16 protein-coding genes are annotated in these 19,061 nt (G+C 71.4%); 4 read left to right on the forward strand and 12 right to left on the reverse strand.

Going from position 1 to position 19,061, the window contains the following annotated elements; genetic code table 11:
* Positions 1-72: 72 nt before the first annotated feature.
* Positions 73-933: an SDR family oxidoreductase gene (locus ACJ6WD_RS26475; protein WP_407616650.1), complete on the reverse strand. Its 861-nt coding sequence runs from the start codon at positions 931-933 to the stop codon at positions 73-75.
* Positions 934-1,020: 87 nt separating this feature from the next.
* Between ACJ6WD_RS26475 and ACJ6WD_RS26480 the strand changes: the two genes are divergently transcribed.
* Entirely contained in the window at positions 1,021-1,749 is a 729-nt protein-coding gene (locus tag ACJ6WD_RS26480) for a TetR/AcrR family transcriptional regulator (RefSeq protein WP_407616651.1), read from the forward strand.
* Between the two features lie 182 nt (positions 1,750-1,931).
* Here ACJ6WD_RS26480 and ACJ6WD_RS26485 read toward each other — a convergent pair whose 3' ends face one another.
* Complete coding sequence (locus tag ACJ6WD_RS26485) at positions 1,932-2,786, reverse strand: alpha/beta fold hydrolase (RefSeq protein ID WP_407616652.1); 855 nt, start codon at positions 2,784-2,786, stop codon at positions 1,932-1,934.
* A gap of 90 nt (positions 2,787-2,876) precedes the next feature.
* Between ACJ6WD_RS26485 and ACJ6WD_RS26490 the strand changes: the two genes are divergently transcribed.
* The gene (locus ACJ6WD_RS26490; RefSeq protein WP_407616653.1) at positions 2,877-3,833 is read left to right on the forward strand and encodes a LysR family transcriptional regulator; all 957 of its coding nucleotides are present in this window, start codon (positions 2,877-2,879) and stop codon (positions 3,831-3,833) included.
* A 366-nt stretch (positions 3,834-4,199) separates the two neighbouring features.
* Here ACJ6WD_RS26490 and ACJ6WD_RS26495 read toward each other — a convergent pair whose 3' ends face one another.
* The 10 genes from ACJ6WD_RS26495 to ACJ6WD_RS26540 all read right to left on the reverse strand — a co-directional run bounded on the left by ACJ6WD_RS26495 (position 4,200) and on the right by ACJ6WD_RS26540 (position 17,051).
* On the reverse strand, positions 4,200-5,240 hold the full coding sequence (locus tag ACJ6WD_RS26495; RefSeq protein ID WP_376436690.1) for a hypothetical protein: 1,041 nt from the start codon (positions 5,238-5,240) through the stop codon (positions 4,200-4,202).
* Between the two features lie 80 nt (positions 5,241-5,320).
* Positions 5,321-6,259, reverse strand: coding sequence for a hypothetical protein (locus tag ACJ6WD_RS26500; RefSeq protein WP_407616654.1), 939 nt, complete (start codon positions 6,257-6,259; stop codon positions 5,321-5,323).
* A complete protein-coding gene (locus ACJ6WD_RS26505) occupies positions 6,256-8,958 on the reverse strand; it encodes a PEP/pyruvate-binding domain-containing protein (RefSeq protein ID WP_407616655.1) in 2,703 nt (900 codons plus the stop codon). Before ACJ6WD_RS26505 ends, ACJ6WD_RS26500 begins: the two co-directional genes overlap by 4 nt.
* Entirely contained in the window at positions 8,955-9,959 is a 1,005-nt protein-coding gene (locus ACJ6WD_RS26510) for an NAD-dependent epimerase/dehydratase family protein (RefSeq protein ID WP_331247423.1), read from the reverse strand. The genes ACJ6WD_RS26505 and ACJ6WD_RS26510 overlap by 4 nt, the downstream gene beginning before the upstream one ends.
* The gene (locus ACJ6WD_RS26515) at positions 9,956-10,603 is read right to left on the reverse strand and encodes a methyltransferase family protein (protein WP_376436702.1); all 648 of its coding nucleotides are present in this window, start codon (positions 10,601-10,603) and stop codon (positions 9,956-9,958) included. Before ACJ6WD_RS26515 ends, ACJ6WD_RS26510 begins: the two co-directional genes overlap by 4 nt.
* The gene (locus ACJ6WD_RS26520; RefSeq protein WP_376436705.1) at positions 10,600-11,469 is read right to left on the reverse strand and encodes an AfsA-related hotdog domain-containing protein; all 870 of its coding nucleotides are present in this window, start codon (positions 11,467-11,469) and stop codon (positions 10,600-10,602) included. The genes ACJ6WD_RS26515 and ACJ6WD_RS26520 overlap by 4 nt, the downstream gene beginning before the upstream one ends.
* A 66-nt stretch (positions 11,470-11,535) precedes the next feature.
* Positions 11,536-12,756, reverse strand: coding sequence for a cytochrome P450 (locus tag ACJ6WD_RS26525; RefSeq protein ID WP_376438995.1), 1,221 nt, complete (start codon positions 12,754-12,756; stop codon positions 11,536-11,538).
* A gap of 153 nt (positions 12,757-12,909) precedes the next feature.
* Positions 12,910-14,169: a HAMP domain-containing sensor histidine kinase gene (locus tag ACJ6WD_RS26530; RefSeq protein WP_233660207.1), complete on the reverse strand. Its 1,260-nt coding sequence runs from the start codon at positions 14,167-14,169 to the stop codon at positions 12,910-12,912.
* 59 nt (positions 14,170-14,228) lie between these two features.
* The gene (gene cseB, locus ACJ6WD_RS26535; RefSeq protein ID WP_016576435.1) at positions 14,229-14,978 is read right to left on the reverse strand and encodes a two-component system response regulator CseB; all 750 of its coding nucleotides are present in this window, start codon (positions 14,976-14,978) and stop codon (positions 14,229-14,231) included.
* Positions 14,979-16,094: 1,116 nt separating this feature from the next.
* Positions 16,095-17,051 (reverse strand): helix-turn-helix domain-containing protein, encoded by a 957-nt coding sequence (locus tag ACJ6WD_RS26540; RefSeq protein ID WP_376438982.1) that lies wholly within the window; start codon positions 17,049-17,051, stop codon positions 16,095-16,097.
* A gap of 118 nt (positions 17,052-17,169) precedes the next feature.
* Between ACJ6WD_RS26540 and ACJ6WD_RS26545 the strand changes: the two genes are divergently transcribed.
* Positions 17,170-17,952 (forward strand): alpha/beta fold hydrolase, encoded by a 783-nt coding sequence (locus ACJ6WD_RS26545; RefSeq protein WP_233660205.1) that lies wholly within the window; start codon positions 17,170-17,172, stop codon positions 17,950-17,952.
* A 120-nt stretch (positions 17,953-18,072) separates the two neighbouring features.
* On the forward strand, positions 18,073-18,924 hold the full coding sequence (locus tag ACJ6WD_RS26550) for a class I SAM-dependent methyltransferase (protein WP_407616656.1): 852 nt from the start codon (positions 18,073-18,075) through the stop codon (positions 18,922-18,924).
* Positions 18,925-19,061: the final 137 nt, after the last annotated feature.

Here is a 19,061-nt window from a genome sequence, read left to right on the forward strand (position 1 = left end):
AACAACGTTCGTGGCCAATACGCCTCTGTGGGCGGCGAGTAGGGCCGGGGCCGGGTGTGCGCCCCACTGGATCTATTCGGCCCAGGCACGCTCCAGTTGGGTGCGGAAGGTGGTGGGCTCTCGCCCGATCAGTTCGGCCAGTGTCGAGTCGACGGCGGTGAACTCGCCGTTGCGCGCCGCGGTGAAGATGCTCAGCATCAGGTCGGCGATCGGGGCCGGGGCGCCGTGCGCCAAGACCTGCTCGTGGAAGGTGTCGTCGGGGAGGACGGTGCGGGTGATGGGTCGTCCGGTGGTCTGGGTCGCGATCTGGGCGACGGTGTCGAAGTCGAGCGCCGCCGGGCCGGTGAGCGGCGGGGTGGGTCCCTCGAAGCGGGCTTCCTCGGCGAGGATCACCGCGGTGGCTTCGGCGAGGTCGTCGTGGCCGGTCCAGGCGACGGGGCCGTCGGCGGGGAGGGCGATGTCGCCGGTGTGGCGGGTGGGCTCCAGGAACTGCAGGGCGCTGGAGGCGTAGAAGCCGTTGCGCAGCGCGGTCCAGGGCAGGCCGGTGGCGCTCAGCAAATCCTCGGTCTGGGCGTGGTCGCGGCATGCCTGGAAGCGGGCGTCGTGGGCGGCGCCCATCTGGCTGGTGTAGAGGATGCGGCCGACGCCGGCCCGCACGGCGGCGTCGATGGCGGTGCGGTGGCCGCTGACGCATTCGTGGCCCGTGCGGTCGAGGGAGACGAGGAGCAGTTGCTCGGCGCCTTCGAAGGAGTGCACGAGCGAGGCGGGGTCGTCGAAGTCGCCCTGTCGGACGCGGACGCCGCGGTCGGCGAGGTCCTGGGCCTTGCGGGGGTCGCGGACGCTGACGCCGACGCGGTCGGCGGGGACGCGCCGCAGGAGGCGCTCGACGGTGCGGCGGCCGAGCTTTCCGGTGGCTCCGGTAACGATGATCATGGATTCTCCCGACACTGTTCCGATGGAAGCACTTCAACGATAACACTGGAAATTCCGATGGAAGCAGATTGTCGGTATCATCGATTCATGGTGACGCGCGACTCAACCGACAGCTCTCGGCGCCGGATCGTCGAGGCAGCCGTCGAGCTGCTGGAGAACGGCGGCCCTGACGCGGTGAGCACCCGCGCGGTCGCCGCCGCGGCCGGCATGCAGCCGCCGGCGATCTACCGCCTCTTCGGAGACAAGGAGGGGCTCCTTGAGGCCGTCGCCGAGCACGGCTACGCGCAGTTCCTGGAGAGAAAACGCGCGCAGCTCGACCCCGCCCCGCAGGACCCGGTGCAGGAGCTGCGCCGCGGCTGGGACATGGTGGTCGAGTTCGGGGTCTCCCGCCCCGAGTTGTTCGCGGTGATGAACCGAGCCACCGGCCGGGAATCGGACGCAGCACACCGCGCGGGCCTGGAGATCCTCCACGGCCGGGTGCGTCGGCTGGCGGCCGGGGGCTGGCTGCGGGTCGACGAGGAGCTGGCCGGCCAGATCATCCGGGCAACCGGCCAGGGCGCCGTCACCACCTGGCACTCCACCCCCGCGGACCGCCGCAATCCGGCGCTGTTGACCGTCCTGCGCGAGTCCATGATCGCGGCCGTCACCCGCGCCGAACCGACGGTCCCCGCCGCGGAGTCCGGTCCCGCCGCGGCGGCCCGCGCGCTGCGCGCCGCTCTCCCCGACGACGCCGACGTCCTGAGCGACGCCGAACAGCACCTACTGCGGGAATGGCTCACACGCCTGGCAGCAGACAGTGGCGCGCCGCATACCTGATCGTGCGTCAGGCACCCTCGCGCAGGCCGCCCCCGAGGACAGATCCTGCGCTGAAGCAGCATCCACGGGACAAGGCAGCGGGCAGCGACCACACGGCCCCGGCTGGCTTCGCCTTCGATTGACGCTGAGCAGCTGCACGAAGGTCGCACTCAGCACCACCGGCAGCAGGAACCGACCGCCGGTTACCGGACCAGGGCCTCGGCGAGTTCCCGCGGTCGGGCGGCAAACGGGCTGTGGCTGCTCGGCAGGGTGTGGACGGTGAACGGCTCGCCCGGCATGGCTCGGTCGGCCTCGGCGATCATCAGGTCCTGTGCGGCCGGCGCCAGCGCCCGGTCCTGAGCGCAGCGCAGGAAGGTGCGTGGGATGCGGCCCCACCGCGCCGCGGTCAGGGTGATCGGGGTTGTCGGGATGGCCAGTGGCAGGTCGGGGCTGAGCGCGGAGCGCCAGCGGTCGAAACGGTCGACGGGCGTGTCGTGGTAGTGGGTCTGCCGTAGCTCCTCGACGTAAGCGGGGTCCGACGAGAGCGGGTTGATGCGTACGGCGCCCAGTGCCTCGGGATCACCGAGGTTGAGGCCCTGCCCCCGTGCGGTGGCGTTCTCGGGGGTGCTGAGGTAGTCGAAGAACCGGGGGCGGCCGGCGGGGACGAACGCGGAGAGGTAGACGAGGCGGTCGACCAGCTCCGGTGCGCGCTCCGCGGCCAGCGACGCAGGTCCGCCGCCCGCGCTGTGGGAGACGAGCACGACACGGCCGTAGCGGCGGACCCGGCGCAGCGTGTCCACGACGGCATCGGCGCAGTCGTCCATGGTCACGGCGGCGAGCTGCGACTTCTCGGTCAGCAGAGCGGGCTGACCAGGCAGGAGGTACCCGCTGGGCAGGGGGGCGTCGAAGCCGTGCCCGGGCATGTCGACAGCCAGGCTCGCGGCACCGAGACCGGCGAGTGCGCGCTGCGTCGCCGCCCACTGCCAGGAGCCGTGCCAGGCACCGTGGACGAGGACGAGGACGGTGTCGTTCACATCGGAGTTGGGGGTGGTCGTCATGGGTTCCATCACAGTCGGCGACGGCCCCGTCATCCAGCAGAAGATATGGCACGCTGAGTGGCGATACTTTCTGTGTATGAAGGGGTGGTCATGGAGGCGCGGCATCTGCGGTACGCGCTCACGCTCGCCGAGCACGGACACTTCGGCCGGGCGGCCCACGCGCTGGGCATCGCGCAGCCCCCGCTCTCGAAACAGGTCGCCGACCTGGAGCGCGAGATAGGAGCCCGGCTGTTCGATCGCACGCGCCAGGGCGTGTTCCCGACCGCGGCGGGCCAGGCGTTCCTCGCCCGGGCGCGGCGGGCACTGGAGGAGATGACGGCGGCCACAGTGGACGCCGGCCGGGCGGCGCGCGGCGAGACGGGGCGGCTGCGCCTGGGGTTCATCGCCTCCGCATTGCTCGACCCACTCCCGGACGTCCTGACCCGGTTCGGCCGCGAACGTCCCGATGTACGGCTGGAGTTGTACGAGATGGCGTCCAGCCGCAGCGCCGCCACCCTCATCTCCGGCGAACTGGATGTGGCCGTCACCCTCGGACCGCCCCGGGGCGCCGGGGCCGAGCGCCTGGTGTCCGTCCCGGTCGGGCGCGACCGCCTGATCGCCGTCGTCAGCAGCACGCACCCCTACGCAGGCCAGGCATCGGTGAGCGTGGAGCAGCTGCGGCGGCAACCGCTGATCGTGGCCGCCGGGGAGGACGAGCCCGCGGTCACCGCCGGGCTGCGCACCCTGTTGGGCGACGACGCGGTGGACGGTGCGTCCGTCGCCAGGGACGTGCACACGATCATCGGCCTGGCCGCCTGCGGGATCGGCGTGGGCCTCGGGCCCTCCCGCATGCTGTCGGCCCCGCGCCCGGGCACCTGGTTCTGCGAGGTGACCCCGCGCACGGCACTGCCCGAACTCATCCTGTCCTTCAACGGCCAGGACCGCTCCCCCGTGCTGGGCGCCTTCCTCGACACCGTCCGCCGGAACTGCCCCGACGTCGGTGCCGCGCTCGACAGGCGTTTGGGCCACGCAGGGACATCGGGTTCGGTCCCGCCAGCCGCCCCCTGAAGGTTCGGACGCGGTCGGAACCCACCGCACACCGTGCGGGCTCAGCGAAGCCCAGGCCGTGCCCGCCGTACGCCAACCCACCACCATCCCATGAACGGGATGTCCCCCTCAGCGGGATCCGGCCCGGAGAACCCGCGCCCATGCCAACCCGGGGGCGTGGAGGCGATGTGGCCCGGCCGGGAGACTGCCCGCGATACCGCAACGCCACCGTCAGCAGCACCGGCCGAAGTCCGCGGCGCGGCAACGCCTCGGGACTGGGCGGCCGAGGCGGCGGCCCCTGAGCTGTCCAGGGACCGCCGCCCTGCACGGGGGGGGAAGAGCGTGCTGGTCACCTCGGCGTCGGCGGATTCCGCACGGTGAGGACGGTCAACTGCCCTTCTGCGCCGCCTCCATGGCCGCCACCTGGGACACGAAGAACGGCCGGTACTCCTCCGACCAGGCCAGGAAATGCGTCGCCGTGGCCGGGCCGCCCGGCAGGGTCCGGGCCGCGTCGACCGCCGCCAGCAGGGCGTCCGTCGCCGTCTTGCGGTGGTACCGGTCGAGCAGCCACTGGCGCCCTTCGGCGCGCAGGCCGTCCTCGGGCCGCCGGACGAGTTCCAGGGCGCGGTCCGCCAGCAGGCCCGTACGCAGGTCGGGTACGCGCCAGGCCGAGGGCGCGTCGAAGAGTTCCTCGCCGCCGCCCAACGGATAGCCGGCGACCAGGCAGCCGCTCGCCAGCGCTTCGGCGACGGGCAGGCCGAACCCCTCTCCTTCCGGTGAGCCGAGCGCGACGAAGACCGACGTGTCGGCCAGGACCTGGGCGACCTGTTCGTGGCTCAATCCGCGGATGGGGCGCAACTCGACACCTTCGCCGCGCGGATCGGCGCGGAGCAGCCGCTCCAGTAGCAGTGACTCGGCGGGGCGGTTGCGCGGCATCCACGCGATGCTCGGCACTCGCCGCTCGGCGGGGCGGAAGAGCTCGCCGTCGATGGGGTTCGGGATGAGCAGGGGCGTCGGCAGGTACGGATGCGCGCGGCTGAGGACGTCGACGCTCTCCCGGGAGATCGTCCAGATGCCGGGATCGGGGGTGAAGCCCGGGTACCGGCCCTCCGCGCCGCTGGTGAGGAAGGTGAGGAAGTGCCCCTGGTTGAAGACGACCTTGCGGGCTCCGGGCGCCGGGTCGTGTCCGGGCAGGACGGAGATCTCCGGGACGACGAGGAGGTCGTCGGCGGTCAGGTCGATCTCCATGCCCGACAGGGTCGGGACACCGCTGTCGTCGAACCAGGCGTACCGGAAGCCCGGTGTCGGCGACCACCGGTAGGCGTCCACCCCCGCCTCCGCCAGCAGCTTCACGTGCGCCGACAGAATGCGCGCGCCGCCCAGCGGGATGGGGTACTCGAAGTCGGCGTAAATGACACGTCCGTTCATGACACGCCACACCTTTCGTCAGAGGAGACGGAGGAGACAGGGAGGAGGGGGCAGGGAGGGGGGCAGGGAGGGGGCCCGGCTCAGCCGAACCAGGGCGGCGCCTCGCCCATCAGGGCGGGCTGCACCGCCCCGGTCGCGAGGAACGCCAGGTACGCGGCGAACGCGGGCCCGCCGGCGGTGTGCCGCGCCTCCCCGCGCCTGCGGAAGCCGATCACGCCCCAGATGACGAGGGCAAGTGGTGCGGCCAACACCGCGAGCGTGGCGGGCCGTACCGCGCCCGCGTCCGCTTTCAAGGTCACCACCGCGCGCAAGAAGCAGGCGGTGACCATGAGGACTGCGGCCACGCCGAGGCTCCACCGGGCGCCGCACGCCGTCGAGTAGAGCTTCTCGCCGGGCAAGGCGAATCGCGCCCGTACCGTCTTGCGTGCGATCTCCCAGTGCAGATACGCCAGGAGGAAGGACAGCACCACGAGCGCGGTCGGCAGCGGCGGCGTTCCGGTGCCGCCGGAGGCGGCCAGCAGCGCCAGGTAGCAGATCAGTCCGGTCTTGAGCTGGATCGTGACGGCGATGTTCCCCCAGACGCTCTCGCGGAAGCGCTCGGAGGTCCTCTCCAGCAGGAGCAGGAACACGCTGTAGGCCATGATCGCCACGCCCGTCACGACGGCCGCCGTTCCGACGACGGCGCTCAGTGCCACGGCGGCCAGCGCCGCACCCGCCAGGTAGAAACGGATCGTCGCGGCATCCGTCTCGCCGGTCACGAGGGGACGGTCGGGGTGGAACTCCCGGTCGTAGTCGAGGTCCTTGACCTCGTCGACCGCGCGCATGAAGAACAGGATCACGAACAGGGCCAGCGCGGCGCACACCTGCTTCGCGACGCCAGGTCCCACCGCCGCCCCGGCGGGGCGCAACGGCGCCAGCGCGCCCAGCACGCCCGCCGGCCACAGCACGACGTACGCCAGGTAGCGCAGGGCGGGGAAGCGCCGGGAGAAGAACCGCCAGAAGGCGCGCAGCGGCCTCACCGAGGGGCCTCGTCCAGGATCACGACGCTGCCGGTGCCCCCGTCGACCTCGATGAGGCTCCCCTCGGGGATCCGCCGGGTCGCGTCCGGCACCCCCACGATCGTCGGTATGCCGAACTTCCTGCCGGTGATGGCGGTGTGCGACAGCAGACTGCCGCGTTCGACGACGATGCCCTTCGAGGCGAGCATGAGGTAGAGCCAGCCGGGATCGGTCTCCCGGGTGATGAGGATGCTGTCGGCGGGGAACTCCCCGTCCAGGGCCGGGTCCGACAGGACACGCGCGTATCCGCGGACCTTTCCCGGGCACGAGCCGAGGCCGCGCAGCCCCTCGACGCCCTCCGTGCCGTCCGGCGACACGTCCTCCTGCTGCGGCACCGACGTCGCCACCACGTCGCCGGTGGCGAACTCGCGCACCGGCCGCAGCGCCCGGGACTTCTCCAGATCGCGCCTCCTGACCGCGACCAGTCCCGCCAGGTCTCGGGTGGAGCCCGTACCGTCCACGAAGCCGAAGAGCTCGTCGAGATCGAGGAAGAACACGTCCTCCGGGTCGCCGAGCACGTCGCGGCGGTGCAACTCCGCACCCAGGGCGCGGATGACCTGCTTGCTGTAACCGAACAGCTCACTGCGCATGTACCGGCCGACTTCCCGGTAGTACAGGGTGGTGCGCAGCCGGTCGAACAGACCGAGCAGCACCGCGCGCCGCAGCCGGGCCCGCGGGAGTTTGGAGCGCAGCAGTGCCTCGCCCGCCAGGCGCGTTTCGCGTTCCACCTCTTCCATGTCCGCGACGGTCAGGTCGCTCGCGGCGTACTGCTGGACGAGGCGGATCAGCTCCCACGGCGTGTCGCGGAGGTTGGACTTCTCCAGCTTCAGTTCCGCGATGCCGCGGTCGCCGTACCCCTCGATGTGCCGGCGCACTTCCTCGGTGAACTCGCGTGGAAGCCTCCCCGCCTCCAAGCGGTCCCAGATCGCGCGTGGTGGGTCGGCCAGGAACACATCGTGCAGTCCCGCGTCGGCGCGCACCCGCTCGGCCAGCCGTACCGCGCTCAGGGCGATTTCCGCGCCCTTGAGCTGCCGGCCGCCGCACAGCAACTGGCTGAAGAGGGTCTCCTGCTCGTCGACGCCCCAGCGGTCCATGGTCAGCTCGACGGCCTTGTGGAACAGGACCATGAACTGGTAGTTGACGAGGGTGATGCCCCAGAGCCGTCCCGCCGTGCGCCAGGTGTGCCGGTAGTCGGCGACGAGCTTGAGCGGATGTTCGCTCGCCGTCGCCCCGGTCCGCACCTCCCGCAGCAGCCCGCTCCACTGCTCCTGAAAATCCTTGAAGTCGCGGGGCAGGGTCTGGTAGGCACGCGCCACCCGGCCCCATCCGGTGACCAGTCGGACCGCCCGGCGACCGCGGGCGCGAAAGCCCGTGGGCTTGTCGGACGTGTGGTGGTAGAACGTGTCGAGTTCGGCGACGAGGCGTTCCCAGTCGCGCCGGACGCTGTCGAACATCGGCACGGCGGACAGCATCGTGATGAAGGCGTTGATGCTGTGGTAGATACGGTTGTCCATGAACCCGAGCAGCCGGGTCATCGTCTCGTGCAGATCGTGCAGTTCGCTCTCGGGGACTCCGCTGCGGCGCAGGTAGTCGTGGTTCAGCAGCCAGTAGAAGCGGCGCGCCACCGAGTACGTCATCGGGGTCGTCGTGTCCGGGAAGCTCTCGGACACGTTGGCGCTGCTCCAGATCCGGTGCCGGTCGGCCTCGATCGTCACGGGTCGCGACTGCACCACGTGCACGAGACCGTCCTCGGTGAAGGTCGCCTCGATGTCCTGCGGCTCGCCGAAGATCTTCTCGATGTCGCGGCCGAGTGCGGCCAGCGATCTGGCCTCCTCGTCGCTCAGCACGGGAACGTCGACGCGTTCGCTCGCCACGGCGGTCTCGACGGTTCCGTGTCCCCGCTCGCGGTCGAGGGTCACCATGGTCGTCTTGCGGGCCACGACGCTCTCGACGTTCCCGGTGCGCGAGTGCACGAAGTAGTGGTCGACGGGGGCCTTCTCCTGGACGACGCCCTCGCCGATGCCCCAGCTCGCGCTGATCACCGTGTTGCGCGCGTAGCTCGTGGGGTCGCAGGTGAACAGGACGAGCGAGCGCTCGCCGAAGACCATGCGCTGGACGCCGACGGCGACGGACAGCCCGGAGAAGGGCAGCCCCTGACGGTGCCGGTAGAGCAGTCCCTCCGGGCTGAACGCCGATGCCCAGCACTTGAGCACCGCTTCCTTCACCCCGGACGGCGGGACGTACAGGAAGCTGTCGCTCATGCCCGCGAACGGGTTCCGTGCCGAGTCCTCCCCCTGGCCCAGGGCGCCGATGACCGAGGCCCGCACCGCCAGCAGCGGGCCGTCGGGGAAATCGGCGGCCAGCCGGCGTTCGAGGGCCGGCTCCACCTCGGGGCCGAGTCCGGCCTCGGCGATGACCTCACGGATGCGGGCGCTGGTGGCGCACAGCTGGTCCCAGTCGTCCAGGTCGGTGTTGCGCACCAGGGAGTCGATGGTGTCCGCGACCGGTGCCACCGCCCGGTGGTAGGCCGCGCCGGTGAGGCAGAACAGTCCCGGGACCCGAACACCCCGCTCCTGGAGGGTCTTGAGCCGGGCGAACTTCCAGCCGACGCTGTCCGGGGTCATGCCGTCGTCGAGTGTCTCGATGAGAGTCTCGTTCACGAGTTTCCCTGTTCGGGTTGGGGTTGGTGCGCCCGGTAGGAGCGCACCACCGTTTCCGGTGATTTCGCGGTCAGTGCGGTTCCGATCTCGCTCTCCAGGAGGCCGACGTCGGCCCAGTGGGACCGGGTGACCAGGTCGAGTTGCTCCGCGAGCCGGGACGCCCCTTGCCCGGGGAGTACGGAACTCAGGGCCCGTACCGGAGCGGCCGGCAGCCAGCGGAGGGGGCCGGGGCTCGGTGGGGCCGCCAGGAGGTCGAACAGGGCGCGCAGGGTCACGGGTCTGCGGTAGGCGACGTTCACCGCCGTGCGGACGGGCGTGCCGGACGCGGCACGCTCCAGCACCCGGCGCGCGAGCTGCGCGATCACCGAGCCGTAGTCGTCGACGTCGATGAGGCTGAAGTGGGTCCGGTCGGCGGGCACCCGCAGCGGCAGCCGCCGCAGCTTGCTGATGCCGGGCAGGAACGAGGTGTCGTCCCGGCCGGTGATGAACCGCGGCCGCAGCAGGTAGGCCGTTGCGTCGCGCTGCCGCATGGCCTCGGCGGCCTCGCGCTCGGCGCCCAGCCGGGCGTGGGCCAGGGACGTCGACGGCCGGGCGGGCGCCGTTTCCGCCACCCGGATCTGAGCGCCCCTGCCGTGGACGGACAGGGAGCTGCCGAGCAGCACGCCCTTCAGGGAGTCGGGGGCCGCGCCGATCAGGGCGCGGGTGCCCGCCACGTTCACGGCGTGCAGGAGGTCCTGGTCGCGGCTGCGGTTCTCGTTGGCGAGGTGGATCAGCACGTCGGTGCCGGGCGGCGGGAAGCCGGCGGGCAGCCGCCCCGGGATCTCGCCCTGCACGTAGGTGACGAACGGCAGCCGTCGCGGCGGCGGTTGTCGGACCAGCGCCGTGACCGGCCAGGGCGCGGCCATTCCCGACAGGTGCCGCAGCAACGCGCGGCCCACGTAACCGGTGGCCCCGGTCAGGGCGATCCTGGGCAGTCGGCCGGTGCGCGGTCCTTCGGTCACCACAGGAACGGCACGAGCCGTTTGCGGCTCGCCATGAAGTCGCGGTAGCCGGCGACGGTCGACATCACCTTCTCCTCGACGGAGATCCTGCGCACGACCGCGGGGACGAACAGCAGCAGCAACAGCGCGACGCTCAAAGGATTCAGGAAGTACGCCACCAGCCCGATGTGCGCGAGGATCATTCCCGCGTAGGCCGGGTGTCTGAGCAGCCGGTACGGTCCGGAGGTGGCGACGCGGTGCTGGGCGTCCGTGCGCACCCGGTGCGAGTAGAAGGCGCCGAGCGTCCGGATCGAGACGAGCCGCAGCGCGATTCCGGCCAGCAGGACCAGCAGCGGGCCGGCCGCCAGGAGCGGCGACGTGTCGGGCAGCGGGCCGTAGAGCGCGGCGAGGACGGTCGCGAACCGTGACAGCCCGTAGAGGATCTCCGTGCCGTGGTCGTCCTCGGTGTCCTGCATCCTGGCCGTGCGGAAGGTGATGCGCGCCTCCAGCAGGACCCAGCACAGGTAGACGCCGATCATCACCGCCGGCATCGGGAAGGCGGGGCTCCCGGTGCCCCGCGCCGCCCGGACGAGGGCGCCGACGCCGGCCAGGAGCCCGGTGAAGAAGAAGAGTGCCGGGAACTTCTCGGTGATCCAGCGCCTCATGCCGTCGCCTCCGCCGTCTTCGCGCTGGCCTCGCGCATCCGTTGGTACGCGGCCGGTGGTACGGCGCGGGCCTTGAGGTGCATGTGGCCGACCTGCGCCCCGTCGACCTGGACGGCGATGTCGATCCCGCCGCGGGCGCGGCCCTTCAACGGGCTGACGTGGCAGATGAGTTCGGGAGCGGCGGGCCAGGTCGCGGTGCCGGTGAGCGTCAGGTGGATCGACATCAGGATGTACTGCCAGTCCGTGGGGATGTCCCACGCGGTGTGGGAGGTGAGGGTCGCGGTCTGCCGGATCGCCTCCACCAGCACGGTCGTGGGATGCACGTCGGGCCATCGGTCGGCGGGCGGAGCGATCATGACGGTGGTGTAGCTGTGCTCGCCGGTCTGCCGCAGCGGCCCGATCAGGATGTTGTCCAGGGACCTCTTGTGGACCAGCTCCGCGGACGCGCGTCGCGGGCGGTCGTGTCCCGATGCCTGTCCTGGCGGTTCGACGAAGAGTTCCCGCCGTGGAGCCGGCTCCAGCCGCAGCGATCCGGTGCAGACACTCGTCCCGTCCTGGCGGACGTCCAGGTTGAACGTGCGGCTGCCCGGCTGGTTCTCCCTGAGGTGGACGAGGGCCTCGGAGCCGTGCTCGCACAGGCCGTTGAACGTCAGATCGAGGTCCTGGACCCGCAGTGGACCCGCGGCGTGCCGGCCGGCGGCCTGCTCCGCCCGGTGCAGGGCGGTGTCCACGAGCAGCATGCCCGGTATGTGGTCGAGGGGGTGGTCGAAGAAGAACGTGTGGGTGTCGTCCGTGCTGATCTTGGCGGTTTCGCTGATCGGGCCGCGGGCCGTGTCGTGCGCCGGGTTCACCGTGTCGGTACTCATGGAGTGCTCCGGGGTGTGCTCGGGGTGCTCGGGACGGGGAGTTGAGGGCTCGGTGCGGTCACGGGGTCACCCGGTCCATCGCACCGGCAGCCGGCGCACGCCGCGGACGAGCATCCCCGGGATGTACACGAGGGGTTCGGAGGTGTCGAGGCGCAGATCGGGGCAGCGCTCCAGCAGGGCCCGGACCGCGACGCCGGCTTCGAGCCGGGCCAGCGGGGCGCCCAGGCAGTAGTGGATGCCGTGGCCGAAGGAGAGGTGTCCGCGCGCGCTGCGGGTGATGTCGAAGCGTTCGCCGTCCTCGAAGCGTTCGCCGTCCCGCCCGGCCGCGGCGAGCGACACCAGCACGGGGTCGCCCTTCTCGAAGCGGGCGCCGCAGAAGTCCATGGCCTCGGTGGCGAACCGGTAGGTCGAGTTCTCCGTCGGGCTGTCGTACCGCAGCGTCTCCTCGACCGCGTTGCCGATGAGGGAGAAGTCGGCCTTCAGCAGCGCGAGTTGGTCGGGGTGGCGGAGCAGCGCCAGCACGGTGTTCGAGATCAGGCCGACGGTGGTCTCGTGCCCGGCCGCGAGCAGCAGGAAGGCCATGCCGACGACTTCTTCCGGGCTCAGCCTGTCCCCCTCCTCGTCGGTCGTGCGCAGCAGCGCGCTCAGCAGGTCGTCGCGCGGTTCTGCGCGCTTTTGCTCGATGAGGCCGGTGAGATAGGCGTTGACCGCCCGCACGGCCTCGGCGGTCGCCTCGGGGGAGGAGGAAGCCACGATCTCGTTGGTCCACTGCCGGAACGACTGCCGATCCAGGTCCGGCACGCCGAGCAGCTCGCAGATCACCGTCATGGACAGCGGGAAGGCGAGGGCGGCGACCAGGTCGGCCCGCCCGTTGGGGGCCTTGGACATCGCGTCCAGGAGGTCCGCGGTCAGCGTGTGGACCCGGGGAGCCAGTGCCTCGATGCGCCGCGCGGTGAACGCGCGGGTCACCAGGGAACGCAGGCGCGTGTGTTTGGGCGGATCGCTCTCCACCATGTTCTCGTTGATCGGCAGCGCGTCGGCCGGCCAGACCCCTTGGGAGCGCCAGTCCTTGCTGAGGCGCTCGTCGGCGAGGATGCGGCGGCCCTCCTCGTTGCGGACGACCAGCCAGAAGTCCCGCTCCTGGCCGGGGACACGGACCCGGTGCACCGGCCCTTTCGCGCGTAGCTCCGCGTAGACGGGATAGGGGTTCTCGACGAATTGCGCACCGTAAGCGGCGAGGTCGACCACGGTCTCTTCCCGCGCGCCGTGGGTGGTCTTCGCGTTCATTGCGGCAGTCCTTCCCTGGAACGTCGTCAGTTCAGGTGCGGGTGCCATCCTGCGAAGCGAATGTGTCGTCCTGAGGTAGGAGGGAGGTCGGGGCCGGCTCGGCTGTGCCGCGACGGCGTGTCAGCGGTACGTCCGTCCGGGGTCGGCGGTGTGTCAGTCGCGTATCGGGTCCGCCGCCGGGCCGCGGGGAAGCCGTACGAGGGCCACGGCGCCTTCGCCGTCCGGTGCGTTGCCGAACGTCAGAGTGGCGCCGATGACGTGGGTCTGCCCGAGCGCGATGGTCAGCCCGAGTCCGTGTCCCTTGCCGCGTTCACGGGCGCCGGTCCGGAACCGCTGAGGGCCGTCGTCCAGCAGTCCGGTGGGAAAGCCGGGCCCCCGGTCCCGTACGGACACGGTGGGAACGCCGGTGTCGGCGTCCACCCCCACCGTGACCGTCACGGGCGGCCGGCCGTGCCGGTGCGCGTTGACGACGAGATTGGCGACGATGCGCTCCAGCCTGCGGGGGTCGGTCCACACGCGTACGTCCGCCGGGTTGGTGGGGCCCCCGACGAGCACGGTCGCCGGAACCGCGACCCGCTCCACGGTCTCCTCCAACAGCGGCACCAGCGCGCAGTGCTGCGGGTCCGCGCGCTCCACGCCCGCGTCGAGTCTGGAGATCTCCAGCAGATCCTCGACCAGCGCGCACAGCGCGCGCACCCGGTCCCGCACGTAGCGTTCCGCCTCACCGTCCGGGAGGAGTTCGGCTGCGGTGACCAACCCCATCAGGGGCGTGCGCAGTTCATGGGCGACATCCGCGGTGAAGCGTTGTTCGCTTCGCAGTCGCGCCTGGAGGGAGGCCGCCATCGAGTCGACGGCACCGGAGATCTCGGCGATCTCGTCGAACGGGCGGGGCATCGCGGAGATCCGGGCGTCCAGGTCGCCGGCCGCTATCCGTCGGGCGGTGCCCGCGGCTGTTCGCAGCCGGCGGCTCATTTCCCCGGTGACGAGCCAGATGGGCGGCAGCACGACGAGGATCGTCAACAGGCCGGCCCGCAGGATGGACCTGTTGAAGCCTTCCAGGTCGCCCAGCGTGGTGCGCAACGAGTGCCGTACCGACAGGGTGCGTGTGCCGGCGGGGCGGGCGGCCCACATGGCGGGACCGTCGGGGCCGTCCGTGTACTGCGTGCCCTGACGCCCCTGGCGTACCAACGCCCGCAGCTTTCCGGGCACCTCGGTCGCGTCGAGTTCGGCGCCGGTTCCGGCGACCAGGCCCGAACGCGAGTAGGACACGGCGGCACGGTCGAGCGTGAGCATGGTGACCGAGCGGGACTGCTCCAACGTGAAGGCGTGCGAGGCGCGATCGACCAGAATCTCCAGGACGATGACGGTCACACAGGTCGCCGCGGCCACCAGTCCCGCGATGCGCCACCGCAAGGACCGTGAGGGATACCAGGACCAGGCCCTCGGAGAGGACGGCGGGTGCGGAGGCATCGTCAGCGCCGCAGCTTGTATCCGAAGCCGCGTACGGTCTCGATCCGTTCGGCGTCGACCTTGGCACGCAGCCGCTTCACATGCAGGTCGACCACGCGCGTGTCGCCGTCCCAGGTGTGGTCCCACACCTTTCTCAGCAGCGTCCTGCGCTCCAGCACGACGCCCGGCGACTCGGCGAACGCCAGCAGCAGTCGCAGCTCCGTGGGGGTCAGCGCCACGATCTCACCCGCGCGCCGCACCTCCATTCCGGAGGTGTCGATGGTCAGTTCCCCGAAGGTGAGGACGGACCGGGCGTCCGCCGCGCCCTCGTCGCGTGCGGGTTCTTCGCGTGCGGGCTCCCCGGACAGGGACGGGAAGGAGGCGCGGCGCAGCAGCGACCGTATGCGCGCGACGAGCACCGCGCTCTCGCACGGCTTGACCACATAGTCGTCCGCGCCCGCCTCCAGCCCGGAGATGACGTCCAGGTCGTCGCCGCGCGCGGTCACCATGAGGACCGGCGCGAGGCTGAACTCCCTTATCCTCCGGCACAGTCCGATGCCGTCGAGCTGCGGAAGCATCAGGTCGAGCAGCAGCAGATCCGGGTGCGCGCTCCGGAAGAGTTCGAGGCCGGTGAGGCCGTCGGCCGCGGTGGAGACGGTGAAGCCGTAACGCTGGAGCGCGATGCGGACGGTGTCCCGGATCACCGCGTCGTCCTCCACGAACAGGATGTGCGGACCGGCGGGTTCGTCGAGGAGGGCGGGGGTGGCGGTCATGGCAATGTCCTCGCTGTTCCGGTGAGGGATGGCAAGACGCCGGCGAAGGCCGGAAGGTGCCCGGGCGCGCCGTACCGGAGGAGAACGGCATCGGCACGGGGTGGACACCGCTTCGCCCCCTCGACGGGAGGACGTTCGGGGGGCGTCCGGTCCGGCCCCGACGGGAACGTGCCCGCCGGCTGCGGCAGATCCGTCGTCGTGCCCGCGTCCCGTACCCCTGTGTCGGACGCGTATCCGGCCACGGCCACGCTCAACACGATCGCTGCGGCGGTTATGAGGGCCGTGATGGCCGTGAGGGAAACGGCACGGCCCAGCCCGGTTCCGCACGACAGCGACCGGCGGCGGTCGTCGTCCCTTCGAGACCGCGCCGCGCCCGCGCGTGTGTGTACGAAGCGTGAAGAGCGCATTGACAAGGAGCCTAGCGGTTGCCACCACTGCACCCCTGGGCCCGAATAACACATCCGAAATTAGGAGAAGCCGCAGTCATTCGGACCCACGGGGCCACGTCCGGCATCGCAGGCGGGTGGCCGGATCGACGGCATGCACCAGCGACACGATAGCTGCCCCTTTTGGGGCATACCGGGCAGGCGCCCGGGATCGACGACCACTCCCGGTTCGCCGTGATCGCGAAGGTCGTGACCCAGCCGTCCGGCCGACCGCCCCCTCCCCCACGACCACCGGGAAGATCGAACGGTGGCACAAGAGCCTTCGACGCGAACTCCTCGACCACTCCGGGCCGTTCGCCGATCAGGCCACCCCCCCCCAGGCAACGATCGGCGTCTGGACTGCCAACGCGTGGCGGCATCAAATTCACTCTGCGCCAACTGTCCTGACGGTGCATCAAGGCTCTGTCCGGCATCAGCGGCAGGCGAACCGGGCTCGGTTGCCACCGGTCCGGCCTCCGGCGACTGCGGTCGCACACCGGCGCCGCTCTTCCCGCCGCCGCCCCTGACGCGCTCCTCACAGCCTCCCCGCCAGGCATGTGAGCCCGCGTGACGGTGGTGGGGAATCGGACCGGCAGATGCGGCGCCGCCGCTGCCGGCTGCGCCGGGCCTCAGCCGATCCGGGTGGGCGCCCGACGGTGCGAGACGTTGCCGCTGTTGCGTTGCCGAGCGGTCACTTCTCGCTGTGCGCGGCGCGATAGTCGACAGGGCTGAGGCCGTAGGCGGACTTGAAGGCGCGACTGAAGTGGGCCGGGTCGAGCAAGCCCCAGCGGGCCGCGGTCGAGGCCACGGTGCGGCCTGCCGCGAACGGGCTGGTGAGGTCGCGGCGGCAGCCCTCCAGCCGGCGCTGTCTGATCCAGGCGGTGATGGTGGTCTGCTCCTCGGCGAAGAGCTTTTGCGCGTAGCGCAGGGAGATGTGGTGCGCCTTGGCTATCTGCGCCGGTGACAGGTCGGGGTCGCCGAGGTTCCGGTCGATATAGGCGCGGATGCGGAGGAACGTGGTGCGACGCGCGGCATGTGCGTCGTCTCGGCTCGGGCGGGTGCACCGCTCGGCGAACATGGTGGCGAGCAGGTCGCCGGTGGTCCGGGCGAGGCTCTCCGCGCTGTCCGCGTAGTCGCGAGGGCGCTTGGCCAGTCGGGTGAGGAACGGGGAGACCAGGGCGCCGACGCCTTCGGTCGCGGAGAAGCGAGTCGCCGTCAGCTCGCCGGTCTGTCCGCTGTCCAGGTGTGTCAGTCGGTGCGGGAGCATGAACTCCAGCATGGAGAAGCCCTCGTGGCACACGAGCGTGTAGGGGCGCGTGGTGTCGTAACAGGCGATGTCACCGGGGTGTAGCTCGGCTTCCCGGCCGTCCTGCTGGATCAGCGCGCTGCCGCCCTGGATCACGCCGACGAGCAGGAACTCGGCGTCGGAGCGGGTGATCAGCCGGGGCGTGCGGTCCACCTGGCTCGGGTCGGCCACCACCTCGGCGATCTGGACGGCGCCGAGTCGGTCTGCCTGGATCCGGCCGTGGAACGGCTCGTCGGTCAGCGGCTTGACGTGGACCGGCACGAAGCTGTCGCAGACGACGTCCTGCCAGAACGCGCGCCGGTCGGCCGCCGCGTGGTCTTGGGTCCGCAGCACGACCGCCATGGCTCGTTCCCCCGCTTCCGTGCGCGTAGCGACAACGGGGTGTGCGCGTGACGGCAATTCGGCCGCTCGCTCCCCCGGCACCGTGAAAGCACCAAGTTAACCCGATGGGAGAACGCTCATGCCTTACGCGACTGTGAAGGGTCAGCAGCTCTACTACGAAGACAGCGGCGGCGACGGCCCGGCGGTCGTCTTCAGCCACGGCAACTTGATGGACCGGCGGATGTGGGCGCCGCAGGTCGAGGCAATGCGCGGCGAGTTCCGGTGTGTGGTGTGGGACGAGCGGCTGCACGGCCGGTCCAAGGACGACGGCGAGTTGTACACGTACTGGGAATCCGCCGACGATCTGCTCGGCCTGCTCGACCACCTCGGGATCGCGCGGGCGACGCTGGTCGGGCATTCGCAGGGCGGGTTCCTGTCGCTGCGCGCGGCGCTGCGGGCGCCCGAGCGGGTCAGGGCCCTGGTCCTGGTGGACACCGCGGCGGTGGCCTGGCCGCCGGAGGCTCTGGCGCAGATGACCGGGGTCAGCGAGGCTTTCCGGGCCGGCGGCCCTGACATGGTGGCCCCGGTGCTGCTCGACCTGCTGCTCGGCAAGCCCGCGATCCACGAGGAGTGGCTGCGCTCGTGGCGCGAGCAGCCCCGCACGCGACTGGCGGACGCGGTTGCCGTGCTCATGAGCGTGGACGACGTCTCGGGGCGCCTCGGCGAGATCACCGCGCCGGCGCTGATCGTCCACGGCGAACGCGACCAGCCGGTCCCCCTCGCGTTCGGGCAGATGCTCCGCGACCAACTGCCCGGGGCCCTGGACCTGCTCGTCGTTCCCGGCGCCGGCCACACCCCGAACCTGACGCACCCCGAGGCAACCAACGGGCCGCTCACCACTTTCCTGCGGCACCACGCCTGAGCGAAGAGCAACTCCGATCATGACTGTGCTGCCTCAGGATCCGAGCCCGGCTCGCGCATGAGCCTGGCCCCAGGCTGCACTGATCGGGCTCCCTGGGAATCGGTCATCTAGGCTGGCGCGGTGACTGATGAGCAGGAGCGGGTGCAGCCGTCGGGCGTATGGGCCACGGCGGTGGGGGTGGCCAGGGTGCGGGCGCTGGAGACCGAGCGGGACGACGCGCTCTTCCGCGACCCCCTGGCACGGGCCTTCGCCACCGCCGGCGGCCTGTGGCCCTCCTCGGCGCCGCTGCCGGATGACGAGGGCGCGCGCCGCCGCCGACTGGCCGTGTCGGCCTCCATCGTCATCAGGACGAAGTTCCTCGACGACCTGTTGCAGCGGGCCTCCGCGTCCGGGATCCGGCAGGTCGTGCTGCTCGGCGCCGGCATGGACAGCCGGGCCTTCCGGATGGACTGGCCCGAGGGCACCCGGCTGTTCGAGGTCGACACCGCCGCGCCACTGGACTTCAAGGCTTCGGTGCTGCGCCAGGAGCGGGCCGTCGCACGCTGCGAGCGGATCACCGTCGCGGTGGACCTGCGTACGGACTGGCCAGGCGCGCTGGTCGCCGCGGGGCACGACCCGGCGGCGCCCACCGTGTGGATCGCCGAGGGACTGCTGATCTATCTGCCCGAGGACGCGGTGGAGTTGCTGCTGACCCGGATCGGGGCGCGGTCGGCGGCGGGCAGTCGGATGGGGCTGACGTTGGGCTCGCGCGGCGTGCTCGACCGCTTCGGCGCGAACGCCGCGCCGGGATCGGCGGCGTCCATGTGGGTCTCGGAGATGCCCGACGACCCGGCGGGGTGGCTGGCCGGGCACGGCTGGGAGGCCGACAGCCACACCCTGCGCGAGCGCGCTGCCGCCTACGGCCGCCCGTTCAACACCCCGCCGCGGCGCGAGGAGCAGCCCGGCGGACTGATCTCGGCGGTCCGCCGGTAGAGGGCCTCCCGGTTCCCGAGATGATCGATTCCGCGGGAGCCTGATGAGTGGAGCCGGGTTCATGCGCGCGGCGGGACCTGGTCCTGCCGCGCTCTGGTCGGTGGTCCGCCGGAAGAGCGCGGAGCCCTTCTCTGCAC

It is taken from the genome of Streptomyces sp. VTCC 41912 (genome assembly GCF_045799175.1).
In the GTDB taxonomy this organism is placed as follows: Bacteria; Actinomycetota; Actinomycetes; order Streptomycetales; family Streptomycetaceae; genus Streptomyces; species Streptomyces albulus_C.

What these genes read in the sequence shown, in the direction of transcription:
- ACJ6WD_RS26525 (WP_376438995.1), bottom strand. Translation starts at nt 12,756, where the DNA reads ATGAACGCGAAGACCACCCACGGCGCGCGGGAAGAGACCGTGGTCGAC.
- ACJ6WD_RS26520 (WP_376436705.1), bottom strand. Translation starts at nt 11,469, where the DNA reads ATGAGTACCGACACGGTGAACCCGGCGCACGACACGGCCCGCGGCCCG.
- ACJ6WD_RS26515 (WP_376436702.1), bottom strand. Translation starts at nt 10,603, where the DNA reads ATGAGGCGCTGGATCACCGAGAAGTTCCCGGCACTCTTCTTCTTCACC.
- ACJ6WD_RS26475 (WP_407616650.1), bottom strand. Translation starts at nt 933, where the DNA reads ATGATCATCGTTACCGGAGCCACCGGAAAGCTCGGCCGCCGCACCGTC.
- ACJ6WD_RS26495 (WP_376436690.1), bottom strand. Translation starts at nt 5,240, where the DNA reads ATGAACGGACGTGTCATTTACGCCGACTTCGAGTACCCCATCCCGCTG.
- cseB (WP_016576435.1), bottom strand. Translation starts at nt 14,978, where the DNA reads ATGACCGCCACCCCCGCCCTCCTCGACGAACCCGCCGGTCCGCACATC.
- ACJ6WD_RS26480 (WP_407616651.1), top strand. Translation starts at nt 1,021, where the DNA reads ATGGTGACGCGCGACTCAACCGACAGCTCTCGGCGCCGGATCGTCGAG.
- ACJ6WD_RS26545 (WP_233660205.1), top strand. Translation starts at nt 17,170, where the DNA reads ATGCCTTACGCGACTGTGAAGGGTCAGCAGCTCTACTACGAAGACAGC.
- ACJ6WD_RS26540 (WP_376438982.1), bottom strand. Translation starts at nt 17,051, where the DNA reads ATGGCGGTCGTGCTGCGGACCCAAGACCACGCGGCGGCCGACCGGCGC.
- ACJ6WD_RS26490 (WP_407616653.1), top strand. Translation starts at nt 2,877, where the DNA reads ATGGAGGCGCGGCATCTGCGGTACGCGCTCACGCTCGCCGAGCACGGA.
- ACJ6WD_RS26485 (WP_407616652.1), bottom strand. Translation starts at nt 2,786, where the DNA reads ATGACGACCACCCCCAACTCCGATGTGAACGACACCGTCCTCGTCCTC.